Consider the following 14,614-nt stretch of genomic DNA (forward strand, 5'->3'; position numbering starts at 1 on the left):
CCGGCAGCCTGGTACTGACACGGCTATTCAGTGCGCGACGGCTTCGGCGGCTGCCGGAACCGATTTCACCGGCGCAGCGGCATCCACGATCGTGTTACGCAAATGGCCAATGTTTTCGATTTCAACTTCAATACAGTCACCCGCTTTCATAAACAGCGGCGGATTGCGTTTTTTACCCACGCCGCCCGGTGAACCGGTAATGATCACATCGCCAGCACTCAGTTCGGTGAAGGTGCTGATGTATTCAATCAATTCCGCCACTTTGTGGATCATGCTGCTGGTATTGTCGTCCTGCACCATGCGGCCATTCAGATAGGTGCGGATTGCCAGCACATGCGGATCGGGAATTTCATCCGTGGTGGTCAGATAGGGGCCGAACGCACCGGTTTTCTGCCAGTTCTTGCCTGCGGTAAACCAGCTGTGCTGCCAGTCACGCGCAGAGCCGTCCATGTAGCAGCTGTAGCCTGCAACATGAGAGAGCGCGACATCCTGAGCAATATTCTGTCCACCTTTACCGATAACGACCGCCAGCTCGCCTTCATAATCAAACTCGCTGGAGTAATGCGGTTTGATCACCGGCGTCGCGTGCCCGGTTTGCGAATCCGCAAAGCGCACAAATAACGTTGGTGCAGGATTCTCTTCATTAAATTCCTGACGCTTAGCGGCGTAATTCATCCCCACGCACAGGATTTTCCCTGGTGCGGTAATAACCGGTAAGAACGTCACATCCGCGACCGGAATATCCGGCGTGCACATACTGAATTCGTGTGCCACCTGTAACGCATTCTGCGCCAGCAGTGTTTTCAGATCGGGATAGCGGTGGCCAATTTTACCGCCGAGATCGATTAATCCCGTTGGCGTATAAATGCCGTAACTGTCCTTACCGTTATAACGATAGCTTGCAAGTTTCATAATATTTCCTGTGCAAAATAAGCCCACGCGCATTGGCGGTTTTTATTTCGTTAACTCAACTCATTTTTAATACAATCTTTCTTTAGCCCAGCGCCTTCTTATTTTCTACATGGCATCAGACTAAAAAGTTGGCGAGCACCAGTAGTGAAATCGACACGTTAATCGCACCGCCGATACGCGTGGCAATCTGCGCAAATGGCATCAGCACCATACGATTACCTGCCGTCAGAATGGCGACGTCACCGGTACCCCCCTGTCCGCTCTGGCAGCAGGAAATAATGGCAACATCAATCGGGTGCATACCGATTTTTCTACCCACAAAGAAACCGGTAGCGACCAGCGTCACCACGGTAGAGATAATCACCAGCAGGTTTTGAATCGTAAACGCGTTCACCAGTTCCTGCCACGGCGTAATCGCCACGCCAACGGCAAACAGAATCGGATACGTCACAGAGGTCTGGAAGAATTTGTAAACGACCTGAGAACCTTCCAGCATTTTCGGTGAAACACCGTGAGCCAGCTTCACCAACACCGCCGCGAACAGCATGCCAACCGGTGCAGGCAGGCCAATGACTTTGTGACCAAGCATACCCACCATGTACAGCAGGATTGCCAGCAGCGCGCCAGAGGCAATCGTCGTGACATCGGCTTTGCCGCTAAAGGCGGAAGCCGGTGCGCTGCTTGCGCCGCCGCTCAGGTTATTGTCTTTATTCGGCATCAGTTCGCCTTCACCGGTCAGGTGTGGATAGCGTTTACCCAACTGATTCAGAACACCGGCAAGGATGATCGCGGTCAGGCTGCCCAGCATGACGATAGGCAAGACGCGCCCCAGCGCAACACCCTGATCCATATGCAGAATCGTGGCATAGCCGATAGACAATGGGATAGCACCTTCACCCACCCCACCCGCCATAATCGGCAGAATCAGGAAGAAGAAGATTTGGAACGGATCCAGGCCGAGCGCAATACCTACGCCCATGCCCACCAGCATGCCGGCGACTTCACCGCACAGCATAGGAAAGAAAATACGCAGGAAGCCCTGAATCAGCGTCTGCCGATTCATACTCATGATGCTGCCGACAATAATGCAGCAGATATAGAGATACAGGATGTTGGTACTTTTATAGAACTTGGTCGTGGATTCAACGACAACGTCCGGCAGCAGGCCATAATGCACCATCGCCGAAGGGATAAAGGTCGCGCAGATTGCCGCCGCCCCCATCTTGCCGATAATCGGCAGACGTTTACCAAATTCGCCGCAGGCAAACCCGAAGAACGCCAGCGTCGCCACCATCACAACGATGTCGCTCGGCAGCTTGCCACTCAGGCAGTCGATACCGATTAATACCCCCGCCAGCACAAAGAGTGGCACAGGGATAATACCTACTTTATAGGTATCCAGAACGTGCCACCATTTTTCCTTTAATGAGGCCTTCCCAGCCGCCTCATTATTTACCACAATATATGAATCATCAGTCGTACTCATAACTCTGTCCCCGTTTTATTTTGTCCGCGAATGATAGGGGGCGGTTAGCTATTATTATGTGATTCCCTTCAAATTAAAAAATGAGTTTTAAAGGCGTTTATGGTTTTTATGGTTTATATTCAAAAATCGTTTATTACGCAGGCAGTTAGATGATTTTACGCGCAAAATAAACTTTATGGTTTCTATGGAGTTTATGGTTTTTATTTCCTAAAAATGACTATGTTGATAAAACGTAATTAAGTTGTTTATTAAAGAAAACAGATGCGTTTAATTTTATCTATTTATTACCACCATCATATTGGTAACAACATATTTAAACGTGTTATTGCTCACAAGTTTTTTCCTCTCAGCCCATTCTGATTACCATTCGTGATAAATTCATCAGCTATTTTTCGTTCATCAGCAGGTTACCGCACATCATGAGAGTGAGACTTTCCTTTCATATCAAATTATTTATCTATTTGATCGTCTTCTTCTCTTCGTTACTTCTGATGACGGGTATTTATTATTATCACGATATCGATAAGCAGCTGTATTCCGAGCTGGGTACGCGCGCGCAGGTACAGGCCAGAGAAATCGCCATCATCCCGTCCCTGATTGAGTCGGTGAAGCATAAAGACACCAGGCAGATCAGCACGCTCGTTCAGCAATTGAAGCTACGCAGCGACGCCAGCTATATCGTAATCGGGGATAATCAGGCGCATCACCTGTTTCACTCTGAAGATGCCAGTCTTGTCGGCACGCAGATGGTGGGCGGCGATAACGTTGAGGTGCTCGCCGGGAAAAGCACTATCACCGTGCGCCGGGGCGGCATTGGCATTTCCCTACGCAGCAAAGCGCCAATCGTCGCTGACGGCAAGGTTATTGGTATTGTCTCCGTCGGCTATCTAAAAACCCATATCGATAATCTGACATTCAGTAAACTGGCGCATATCCTGCTGGCGATTCTGGCGATGTTTGTCGCGCTGTTTCTCTTTTCCTGGTGGTTCTCGCGGAATCTGAAGAAACAGATGTTTGGCCTCGAACCTCTTGAGATTCGTATGCTGGTCAGGCAGCAGAAGGCGCTGCTCGAATCGATCTACGAAGGGGTGATCGCGATCGATAAGCAGCACCGAATTGCCGCCATTAACCATGCCGCCAAAGAAATCCTCGGGCTGAACGAACCGTCTTACCTGTTGCGCGGCAAGCCGATTGATACCGTCATTAAACCCGTGCCCTTTTTCTCCGGCGAGGCCATGTGGAACAGCGACACCCACGATGAAATCTGCCGTTTTAACCACGCTACCGTGATTGCCAGTCGGGTGCGGATCATGCTGGAAGATGAGCTTCAGGGCTGGGTCATCAGCTTCCGCGGTAAAAACGATATTCATACACTTAGCATGCAACTCAGTCAGGTGAAGCGTTACGCGAATAGTCTGCGCATTTTGCGCCACGAACAGCTGAACTGGACAGCGACGCTGGCCGGACTACTGCACCTAAAACGCTATGACGAAGCCATCAAATATATTGAAGCGCAGTCCGAAAGCGCGCAGGTAGTGCTGGATTTTGTTTCGCGCCGCTTCTGTTCACCCGCGTTGTGCGGACTGCTGCTAGGCAAGTACGCGACGGCACGAGAAAAAGGCATTGAGATTGTTTTCGACCCACGCTGCCAGCTCACCCACATCCCCCCCACGCTGAGCGAAACGGAACTGATGTCCATCATTGGTAATTTGCTGGATAACGCGATGGAAGCCACATTAGCCACCACTGCGCCACATTATCCTGTCGAGGTGTATATCTATAACAGCGAACAAGAGCTAGTTATTGAAGTCGCCGATCAGGGAACGGGTATCGATCCAGCCATTGCCGACAGCCTGTTTGAAATGGGCGTGACCAGCAAAACACAGGGCGATCACGGGCTGGGGCTGCATCTGGTAGCCAGCTACGTCAATCAGGCTCAGGGAATGATCGAAGTCTCGGCCAACCAGCCGAATGGCAGCATATTTTCCCTATTTATTCCGATGTCCCCCCAATAAGTTGAGCGGCGCGTAGTGAACAACGCACAGGCCGCTTGAGGTATAGCGGACACATTATTTTATAATTCAGAGACTAACAGGGATTCACACCATGCAGCACACTGAACATTTCGATGTTTTAATCGTTGAAGATGAAAGTAAGCTGGCAACTATTCATGCTGAATTTATTGAGAAACATTTCAATCTGCGTGTCGTCGGGATTGCCGCTACGCTTTTTGAAGCCAAAAAGCTCCTTCAGCAGCACAGGCCACGCCTGATCCTGCTGGATAACTATTTGCCTGACGGCGAAGGGGTTTCGCTGATTGAAAGCCAACTGCTCAAAGGGATGGATTGTTCCGTCATCTTTATTACCGCCGCCAGCGATATGAATACCTGCGCTCAGGCGATTCGCTGCGGGGCCTTTGACTACATTATCAAACCGCTCTCCTACCCACGACTGCGCTCTTCGCTGGAGCGATTTATTCAATTCGTGAAAACGCAGCACACTTACAAAATTGTCGATCAGCAGAACGTCGATATTCTCTATCAGCTGCAATCATCCGGCACAGCCACCTCCTCGTCAGCAAAGGGCATTGAAGAGAACACGCTGGGACTGATCAAGCAGATTTTTGCCAACGATGACGGCGAGACACTCTACTCTGTCGATGATATCGTCGAAAAAACCGGGCTCAGCAAAACGACAGCGCGCCGCTATCTGGAGTTCTGCGTTGAAAACCAGTTCCTCGACATCGAAATGCGCTACGGCAAGATTGGGCATCCACGCCGGCTGTATCGCACAAAAAACACCCACTAGATCCCGCCCCCATCCTATGACGGCGATGTTAGCCGTCATAGGGCATTCGGCACAGTCAGACGACGGTGTGCGATAAAAGTTGAGATAAAAAATCCGATAACGTCATTGACTAATCGGGATATTTTACCAGTATTAAGTCAAAGCTTAACCATTGGTTATTTTTATCCTATTTATATTTCAATATATGTCTACATTAGCCATTTCCTTCTTTATTTTTTAAAAATTAAAAAACAATGCCGGTTTTCTGTGCTTATTCTTATAACGATTAACGTAATACAGATTGGTAATTCAACCGGTGCCTGCTGTGCAGTTGTCCAACAATAAGAGAGAAGCCTCACAAATTATTATTAGTTTCTTCACTCACACTAAAAAAAACCACTATAAATCCGATAAACACCATGGATCATATCGTTATTAACACCCGACACCAGTAATTCATCCCCGGAGAGACGTCATGTTCTTAGCCAAAAAAATCAGAAATCTTAAAATATCCCAAAAGCTGTATCTTGGGTTTGGGGTGATCCTGCTACTGGTCATCATTGCATCACTACTGAGCGCAGGTCGCTTCAGAGAAATTCGTGATATTTATGAGAAAACCAACCTTATTTACAACATCAACATCGAAGTCTTTCAGGCCAAAATAAACCGCCTGAAGTATTTTTATTCGTATGAAGAGAAGTCGCGTGAAACCATGGCGGGCTTCGTTAAACATGCTTCAGAGTTAACCACTGAAGCGAAAACGCTCTCATGGAGTCCGGAAGGCGCTCCCCTCGTCAACGATCTCGGCCAGAACCTGACCGAATTCCAGAACGCGATCACCGAGATGGGGAAAGCCACGCAGCGCGTGGTAGAAAATCGCGACAAAATCAGCGCCGCCAACGGGCAAAACATTACCGCGGATTTTTACGCCAAATTGCGCCAGCAGCCTGCTGATAGCGCAACGCAATATCAGGCTGAAGATTTGGCAACGCAGGTTTCAGAACTCAAGCAGTTATCCTATGAGTTGCAGCTTAAGCAAAATGCCGATGCCGCGAAGAAGCTCGATGAGGCTTTTGGTCGCTTTGACAGCAGCTACCAGGTCGCCACTGCGGCACTGACGCCTGAACAACAGGTCGCCGCAGAGGGCCTGCGAAGCTATGTCGCCAGCTATAAAAAGCTCAACACTGACTACTTCCAGAGCGTCAACAATCTGAAAAAAGCCGAAGACGGCGTGAAGGTTGGCGGGGATAAAAGCAGCGCCTCTATTAAAGCGCTTATCGCTATCGTCAAAGAGAAGAATGACGCACTGGCATACGGTTCCGCTACCATCACGATGATCATTGGCCTCATCGCCGTCGTGATCGGCATTATCATTTCGCTGCTGATTACCCGCCAAATCACCCGCCCCGTGATTCACAACCTTTCTCTGGCGGAAAAAATCGCCGCAGGCGATCTGACGTCAACGATCGTGGCTGACCGCGATGATGAGCTGGGTCAGCTAACGGCCGCTATGGGGAGAATGAACGAGAAGCTGCGCCATATGATCAGCGATGTGCGTGACAGCGTGGACAGCGTGTCCACCTCTGCGGCCAAGATTGCCGCGGGTAACAGCGACCTCTCCTCGCGCACCGAGCAGCAGTCTGCCGCCGTGGTAGAAACTGCCGCCAGCATGGAAGAACTGACGTCAACCGTGAAAAACAATGCCGAAAACGCCAAACAAGCGAGCCAAATCAGTACCGAAGCCTCGCAAAATGCACACAAAGGCGGCGAAGTGGTCCGGGATGTGGTGGATACAATGTCAGGCATTTCAGACAGCTCACGGAAGATTGCCGACATCACCGCCGTTATCAACAGTATTGCTTTCCAGACCAATATTCTGGCGCTGAACGCCGCGGTAGAGGCCGCACGCGCCGGTGAGCAAGGTCGCGGATTCGCCGTGGTTGCCAGCGAGGTGCGGACGCTTTCTCAACGCACATCGCAAGCGGCAAAAGAAATCGCCAGCCTGATATCTGAATCGGTGTCGCGTATTAATGTGGGAACACAGCTGGTGGCCAATGCGGGAACGGCGATGGATCAGATTGTCTCTTCTGTCTCGCGGGTTAACGACATCATGGGGGAAATTGCCTCCGCCTCCGATGAGCAAAGCCGTGGTATTGAGCAAATTTCCCGTGCCATCAGCGAACTGGACACCACCACACAGCAGAATGCCGCGCTGGTAATGGAATCCTCGATCTCCGCTAACTCGCTGGAAGAACAGTCTGCGATACTGGAAAGTATGGTAGCGAACTTCCGCCTGTCCGATCACGAGGGGCGCAAGCCCAAAGCGGCTCTCTCCGGTTTGCCGCCACAGCAGAAACGCCTGCCGCCTGCATCAAAACAATCGCAGGATTCAGGCTGGACCACCTTCTAACGTTCGCTCCTTCAGCCCTGATATGACGTCAGGGCTGAATTCAACAATAAATAAATCGTTAAATAATCAGTAAGCTACGTTATTTTGGATGTATTCCCATAAAACACTATGCATTTGCACAACCCGCCTTGATAGTCATCACAAAATGTTATTATCCCCTACTTCGGCACTAACATCGCGATAAGAAAGCCCGATAACTCATAGTAGTTAGAAATGAAACCGCAGTTAGAAATGAAATCGTGCTTAGAAACGGCATTGTCGTTAACAGTAAAATAATAGTTAGCAATAAAACCGTGGTCATTATTACTAAAATCGTCCTACATGGAGAGTTATAATGCAGAATCTTGCCAGTCGAATCCGTAACACAAAAATCGCACATAAACTGTATGCGGGATTTGGCATTATTTTATTACTCGTTATTGTTGCCTCATCGCTTAGTACCAAAAGATTTAAAGACATCAAAGATATCTATGAGAAAACCAATCTTATTTACAGCATCAATATTGAGGTGTTTCAGGCAAAAATAAATCGTGTTAAATATTTCTACGCCCCTGATGAGAAGACAAAAGATATTCTGGCGAAATTCGTTAAAAGCGCGACAGACTTAACAGACAGTGCAAAAACGCTGGCCTGGAGCGCCGATGAGTTAGGCCACATCAACAGCTTAAAAGAAAACTTAGAAGGCTTTCAGACATCGGTATCCGCTATGTCTGTTGCAACACAAAAAGCGGTTGCTATTCAGGGAAAAATGAATCAACTCCATGCACAAGCCACGCTGGAACCTGTTGCACAGACTATTCATAGCACCAGTTCATTCCCTGATAACGATGCTTATTACGCGATTAGCAGACTGGCTTTCTTGTTAAGTGAAGTGCAAAAGCTGAGTTATGAGCTGCAAATAACAAAAGATGAGAAAACCGTCACTGCGCTGAATAACCGTTATGCGGAAACGGAATCCGCCTATCAGGCCTTACCGATTTTACCTGCCGACCTGAAAAGTCAGACTGACGCGTTGCGCAATTATATCAAGCAATATCAACAGATTAATGCAGACTATTACACCGCTTTCGATGACGTGAAAAAAGCAGAGTATTTGGTCATGAGAGCAGGAACGAAAAGCAGCGCAGACATCAACGCGCTGACGGCCATTATCAAAGCGAAAAACGATGAACTGGCCTATCACTCCGCTACCGTTACCATGATTATCGGTCTCATCGCCGTCATCATCGGTATTATTATTTCGATCTACATCACCCGGATTATCACCAGACCCATCATCCATAACCTGTCGCTGGCGGAACGTATTGCCAGTGGCGATCTCACCACCTCGATTCAGACCGATCGCCACGATGAACTGGGGCGGCTTACCCACGCAATGGGGACGATGAATGAACAGCTGCGCCACGTTATCTCCGAAGTGCGGGACAGCGTCGGTAGCGTCAGCCAGTCGGCAAGCAAAATTGCCACAGGCAATAGCGATCTGTCATCACGCACCGAGCAGCAGTCGGCAGCCGTAGTTGAAACCGCGGCGAGCATGGAAGAATTGACGTCAACGGTGAAAAACAACGCCGACAACGCCAAACATGCCAGTCAGATCGCTGCCGATGCCTCCAAGAATGCGCTGAAAGGTGGCGAGGTCGTGAAACAGGTTGTGACGACCATGGACAATATCGCGGCCAGTTCCAAAAAAATCGCCGATATCACCACTGTTATCAATAGCATTGCTTTCCAGACCAACATTCTGGCGCTGAACGCTGCGGTAGAAGCCGCGCGTGCCGGTGAACAAGGCCGTGGTTTTGCCGTGGTCGCAGGCGAAGTACGCAGTTTATCGCAGCGCAGTTCTCAGGCTGCCAAAGACATCGAGTCCCTGATCGCAGAGTCCGTCGAGCGTACCAATGCGGGGAGTCACCTTGTGGCGGTTGCGGGAGAAACCATGGAGCAAATCGTCGATTCCGTTTCCCGCGTGAACGACATCATGGGGGAAATTTCCTCCGCCTCTGAGGAACAGAGCCGGGGAATTGGGCAAATCGCGCAGGCGATCAGTGAACTGGACACCACGACGCAGCAGAACGCCTCGCTGGTGATGGAATCCTCCATTTCCGCCAACTCGCTGGAAGAACAGGCGGTGCTGTTAGAGAAATTGCTTGAGCACTTCCGCGTGTCCCAATCTGACACCCGCGCTGGCTCACGCGCCTCATCCTCTACGCCACGACACGCACTGCCAAAACGTGTGTCAACAGCAGACAAAAAAGCCACATCGTCAGAAAGCGACTGGACCTCGTTTTAACGCTTCACGCCCGGATACTTCACACACATCCGGGCGTATCAGAAACCCTGGCGCGGTATCAAAAAAGCCTGGCAAACAAAGCCGCACGGATTTCGGTTAGCGCTACACCCCTTCGTTCAACGGCATCGTTGAAGGATTAGGGTATTGATACTCAAACCCGAGTTCATGGCAGATACGCTGCCCATCAACAATCTTCCCCTGATCGCTGTCGGTTACAGGAGCAAACTGCGGCGGAGACAGGTGCAATCTGCGCGCCTGTTCAGGATAAAAGTCCTGTCTGGCAGGATGTTCTGACGCACACAGGTTATAGATATGCCCACCGTTCGGAAGCTTAAGCAGCAGCAGGATCGCCGCCAGCACATCTTCCTGATGCACCAGATTCACGCCATGATTGCCACGCGGCAGATTGGTTTTGCCGGCAAGGAAACGCCCGGGATGGCGTTCACCGCTGACCAGCCCCGCAAGACGCAAGATATCCACCGAAGTATCAGGTAGATGCTGCAACCACTGTTCGAGGGACACCAGCGTTTTCCCTGCGACCGTCGTCGGCTGTAGCGGCGAATTTTCTCTTGCTGTACCGCTGCTATCGCCATAAACCGAGGTTGAACTGGTGAAGATAATACGCGGGACATGAAACACGCGCGCCATATTCACCAGTTGCTGTACCGCTTGCGCATACCCTTCGCCCCCTTCCGCCGTTCGGCTGGCGGGCAACGTCACGATCAGCACGTCAACCTGTAGTATCGCACTAAGCTCATCAGCGTCACATTCCAGTTCCGGCGTCAGCGCCAGTTGATAGCACTCAATCCCGCTCATACGCGCTGCTTCCACGCCATCCTGAGTGGTTTTCGTCCCTGTCACGTGGTAACCGTGCCCATTCAGCGCCAGAGCCAGCGGCATACCCAGCCAGCCCAATCCAACAATCGATACTTTTTTCATCAGCCGTTCTCCCCTGCAAGGAGCCTGTTAATTAACATCACGCACCGCCTACAGAGTAAACGGCTTTCATGCCCATCGCTACAGAGCCTGTCCGATTTCATCCGCGCTTTCTGTCTATCATGGGCCAATATCTCGTGCAATTAGGTAGACGCATCACGCAACCAAAACGAACTTCCCACATCTGCTAAAAAAATGTTGCACAACAACCCGAACATGGTTTAGGTTATTCGACAGAAATCGTTATTCATTTAATAAATACTGACACAACAAAGAGACACTTTATGACACGCGTTCTGTTTAACCACCATCATCACCATCATCCTGATTAGTCTTTCGGGCAGTTGGTGCTGGAAGACGTTAAGATCTTCCAGTGGCGCAGAACACAAAGAGAGCCCTCGGAAGATCATCTTCCGAGGGTTTTTTTATGCTCGCTCTATTTCCAAAAATTTAAATTTGACAGGTTAATGAGGTTTCCATGCTGGATAAAACACGTTTACGGATAGCAATGCAGAAGTCAGGCCGCCTGAGCGACGATTCACGCGAACTGCTGGCGCGCTGCGGGATCAAAATCAACTTACAGCAACAGCGCCTGATCGCGTTCGCAGAAAACATGCCGATTGATATCCTGCGCGTACGCGATGACGATATCCCCGGTCTGGTCATGGATGGCGTGGTCGATCTGGGCATCATCGGCGAAAACGTGCTGGAAGAAGAGCTGTTAAACCGTCGTGCACAGGGCGAAGATCCGCGTTACTTCACGCTGCGTCGTCTGGATTTCGGCGGTTGCCGCCTGTCGCTGGCGATGCCGTTGGATGAAGCCTATACCGGTCCTGAATGTCTGCAAAACAAACGTATCGCCACCTCTTATCCTCACCTGCTCAAACAATATCTCGACAGACAATCTGTCAATTTTAAATCCTGTCTGCTCAACGGTTCCGTCGAAGTCGCACCGCGCGCCGGTCTGGCCGATGCCATCTGCGATTTGGTATCAACCGGTGCCACGCTGGAAGCCAACGGCCTGCGCGAAGTGGAAGTGATTTACCGTTCCAAAGCCTGCCTGATTCAGCGCGACGGCGAGATGCCAGAAGAGAAACAGCTGCTGATCGATAAACTGCTGACCCGTATGCAAGGCGTGATTCAGGCGCGTGAATCGAAATACATCATGCTGCACGCGCCTAGCGAACGTCTGGACGAAATCATTGCCCTGTTGCCTGGTGCCGAGCGCCCGACCATTCTGCCACTGGCAGGCGATCAACGTCGTGTTGCCATGCACATGGTCAGCAGCGAAACGCTGTTCTGGGAAACGATGGAAAAGCTGAAATCGTTGGGTGCCAGCTCCATTCTGGTCCTGCCTATTGAAAAAATGATGGAGTGATGACGATGGCTGATAACACCAACAGCACTGGCAGCTTCAGCACGCTCGTTGACTGGCAGCGCTGTTCAGCAGAAGAGCAGCGTCAGTTACTCACTCGTCCGGCCATTTCTGCGTCAGATCGCATTACCGCCATCGTTAGCGATATTCTGGCAAACGTGAAAAGCCGTGGTGATAGCGCGTTACGTGATTACAGCGCGCAGTTTGATAAGGTTCAGGTGAATGCGATTCGCGTCACCGAGGCTGAGATCGCCGCCGCCTCCGCTCGTCTGGGCGATGACGTCAAACAGGCGATGGCGATCGCCGTGCGTAATATCGAGACATTCCACAACGCGCAAAAACTGCCGATTGTCGATATCGAAACGCAGCCAGGCGTACGTTGCCAGCAACTCACTCGCCCTATCGCAACCGTCGGTCTGTATATTCCCGGGGGCTCTGCCCCGCTGCCGTCAACCGTGCTGATGTTGGGAACACCTTCGCGCATCGCTGGCTGTGGTCGCGTCGTGCTGTGCTCGCCGCCGCCGATTGCCGATGAAATTCTGTATGCCGCACAGCTGTGCGGCATTAAAGAAGTCTTTCAGCTCGGTGGCGCGCAAGCGATTGCTGCGATGGCATTTGGCACCGAGAGCGTGCCGAAAGTGGATAAGATTTTTGGCCCCGGCAACGCTTATGTGACGGAAGCCAAGCGTCAGGTTAGCCAGCAGCTTGATGGCGCGGCCATTGATATGCCCGCTGGCCCATCCGAAGTTCTGGTGATCGCCGACAGCGGCGCGACGCCCGCGTTTGTCGCCTCCGACCTGTTGTCACAGGCAGAGCACGGCCCCGACTCACAGGTCATTCTGCTCACGCCAGACGCAGCAATGGCCAAAGCTGTGGCAGACGCCGTTGAAGAGCAGCTCACGCAGCTGTCCCGTGCGGACATCGCACGTCAGGCGCTTGCCAGCAGCCGCGTCATCGTCGCGCGTGATTTAGCGCAGTGTGTTGAAATCAGCAATCAGTATGGTCCAGAACACCTGATCATCCAGACGCGCGACGCCGAGTCACTGGTTGATAGCATCACCAGCGCGGGTTCAGTCTTCCTTGGCGACTGGTCGCCGGAATCCGCTGGCGACTACGCCTCCGGTACAAATCACGTGCTGCCGACCTATGGCTATACCTCAACTTATTCAAGCCTGGGTCTGGCCGATTTCCAGAAGCGCATGACCGTACAGCAGCTCACGCCGCAGGGGTTACTGCAACTGGCACCGACCATAGAAATATTGGCACAGGCCGAACAGCTGACCGCCCACAAAAACGCCGTTACCCTGCGTGTTGCAGCACTGAAGGAGCAAGCATGAGCAGCATTGAAGAACTGGCACGTGCCAACGTCCGTGCGTTGACACCCTACCAATCTGCCCGTCGTCTGGGCGGTAACGGCGATGTCTGGTTGAATGCCAATGAATATCCTGAAGCACCAGAGTTTCAGTTAACGCTGCAAACGCTGAACCGCTACCCGGAGTGTCAGCCGGTCACGGTGATCAACCGTTACGCTGAATATGCTGGCGTAACGCCGGAGCAGGTTCTGGTTAGCCGCGGTGCCGACGAAGGTATCGAGCTGCTGATCCGCGCGTTCTGCGAACCGGGGAAAGATGCCATCCTGTTCTGTCCGCCAACCTACGGCATGTACGCTGTCAGCGCTGAGACGTTTGGCGTCGAACGTCGCACCGTAGCCAGTAAATCAGACTGGCAGTTGGATCTCGATGCGATTGAAGCACAGCTAGAAGGCACCAAAGTCATTTACGTATGCAGCCCAAATAACCCAACCGGCAACCTGATTGCACGGGAGGATTTACGTCAGTTGCTCACAATTGCACAGGGCAAAGCGTTGGTCGTTATCGATGAAGCCTACATCGAGTTCTGTCCGCAAGCGACTACCTCAGTCTGGCTGGCCGAGTTTCCTCATTTGGTGATTCTGCGTACGCTGTCCAAAGCCTTTTCACTCGCGGGGCTGCGCTGTGGCTTCACGCTGGCGAACCCTGAGGTAATTCAGCTTCTGCTGAAAGTCATTGCCCCTTATCCGCTGTCTACCCCAGTGGCAGATATCGCCGCGCAGGCGCTGAGTCACGAAGGGATCGCCAAAATGAAGGCGAATGTTGAGGAAATTACCTCCGCTCGCCGCTGGCTGAGCGATGCCTTAAAAGACATTCCCTGCATTGAAGAAATCTTCCCCAGCGAGAGCAACTATTTGCTGGTGCGCTTTACCGCTTCCCCTTCTGTATTTAAAACGCTGTGGGATCAGGGCATTATTCTGCGTGACCAAAATAAGCAACCGAGCCTCGCAGGCTGTTTGCGCATTACTATCGGCAACCGCTACGAATGTGAACGCGTTGTTGCTGCATTACAATCATTGCCGGGCATCAACGCTTAATTTTAAGGAGCTCA

General features: G+C 51.3%; 11 protein-coding genes and 1 other annotated feature. Of the genes, 8 read left to right on the forward strand and 3 right to left on the reverse strand.

Features of this window, described 5'->3' with window-relative positions; genetic code table 11:
• Positions 1-27 precede the first annotated feature (27 nt).
• Both Q3A88_RS00925 and Q3A88_RS00930 read right to left on the reverse strand, forming a co-directional pair.
• Positions 28-912 carry a fumarylacetoacetate hydrolase family protein gene (locus Q3A88_RS00925; protein ID WP_039509140.1) on the reverse strand — a complete coding sequence of 295 codons (885 nt, stop codon included), beginning with the start codon at positions 910-912 and terminating at the stop codon, positions 28-30.
• A 115-nt stretch (positions 913-1,027) separates the two neighbouring features.
• Complete coding sequence (locus tag Q3A88_RS00930; RefSeq protein WP_014915095.1) at positions 1,028-2,398, reverse strand: 2-hydroxycarboxylate transporter family protein; 1,371 nt, start codon at positions 2,396-2,398, stop codon at positions 1,028-1,030.
• Positions 2,399-2,817: 419 nt separating this feature from the next.
• Between Q3A88_RS00930 and Q3A88_RS00935 the strand changes: the two genes are divergently transcribed.
• The 4 genes from Q3A88_RS00935 (at position 2,818) to Q3A88_RS00950 (ending at position 9,882) form a co-directional block, all read left to right on the forward strand.
• Positions 2,818-4,413: a sensor histidine kinase gene (locus tag Q3A88_RS00935; RefSeq protein WP_317177240.1), complete on the forward strand. Its 1,596-nt coding sequence runs from the start codon at positions 2,818-2,820 to the stop codon at positions 4,411-4,413.
• A 91-nt stretch (positions 4,414-4,504) separates the two neighbouring features.
• The gene (locus Q3A88_RS00940) at positions 4,505-5,206 is read left to right on the forward strand and encodes a response regulator (RefSeq protein ID WP_014915093.1); all 702 of its coding nucleotides are present in this window, start codon (positions 4,505-4,507) and stop codon (positions 5,204-5,206) included.
• Positions 5,207-5,660: 454 nt separating this feature from the next.
• Positions 5,661-7,595 carry a methyl-accepting chemotaxis protein gene (locus Q3A88_RS00945; RefSeq protein ID WP_110163027.1) on the forward strand — a complete coding sequence of 645 codons (1,935 nt, stop codon included), beginning with the start codon at positions 5,661-5,663 and terminating at the stop codon, positions 7,593-7,595.
• Positions 7,596-7,929: 334 nt separating this feature from the next.
• Entirely contained in the window at positions 7,930-9,882 is a 1,953-nt protein-coding gene (locus Q3A88_RS00950; RefSeq protein WP_317177241.1) for a methyl-accepting chemotaxis protein, read from the forward strand.
• A gap of 102 nt (positions 9,883-9,984) precedes the next feature.
• Here Q3A88_RS00950 and Q3A88_RS00955 read toward each other — a convergent pair whose 3' ends face one another.
• Entirely contained in the window at positions 9,985-10,821 is an 837-nt protein-coding gene (locus Q3A88_RS00955; RefSeq protein WP_317177242.1) for an SDR family oxidoreductase, read from the reverse strand.
• 281 nt (positions 10,822-11,102) lie between these two features.
• Here Q3A88_RS00955 and hisL point away from each other — a divergent pair, with 281 nt between their 5' ends.
• The 4 genes from hisL to hisC all read left to right on the forward strand — a co-directional run bounded on the left by hisL (position 11,103) and on the right by hisC (position 14,600).
• A complete protein-coding gene (gene hisL / locus Q3A88_RS00960; RefSeq protein WP_106389040.1) occupies positions 11,103-11,150 on the forward strand; it encodes a his operon leader peptide in 48 nt (15 codons plus the stop codon).
• Positions 11,126-11,247, forward strand: a sequence feature (His leader region). It overlaps the preceding gene by 25 nt.
• Positions 11,248-11,296: 49 nt before the next feature.
• The gene (hisG, locus tag Q3A88_RS00965; RefSeq protein ID WP_039276337.1) at positions 11,297-12,196 is read left to right on the forward strand and encodes an ATP phosphoribosyltransferase; all 900 of its coding nucleotides are present in this window, start codon (positions 11,297-11,299) and stop codon (positions 12,194-12,196) included.
• 5 nt (positions 12,197-12,201) lie between these two features.
• Positions 12,202-13,530 (forward strand): histidinol dehydrogenase, encoded by a 1,329-nt coding sequence (gene hisD / locus Q3A88_RS00970; RefSeq protein ID WP_039550950.1) that lies wholly within the window; start codon positions 12,202-12,204, stop codon positions 13,528-13,530.
• Entirely contained in the window at positions 13,527-14,600 is a 1,074-nt protein-coding gene (gene hisC / locus Q3A88_RS00975; protein ID WP_317177243.1) for a histidinol-phosphate transaminase, read from the forward strand. Before hisD ends, hisC begins: the two co-directional genes overlap by 4 nt.
• The last annotated feature ends 14 nt before the right edge of the window (positions 14,601-14,614 follow it).

It is taken from the genome of Pectobacterium sp. HCp5_1, assembly GCF_032905925.1.
Taxonomy (GTDB): domain Bacteria; phylum Pseudomonadota; class Gammaproteobacteria; order Enterobacterales; family Enterobacteriaceae; genus Pectobacterium; species Pectobacterium brasiliense_A.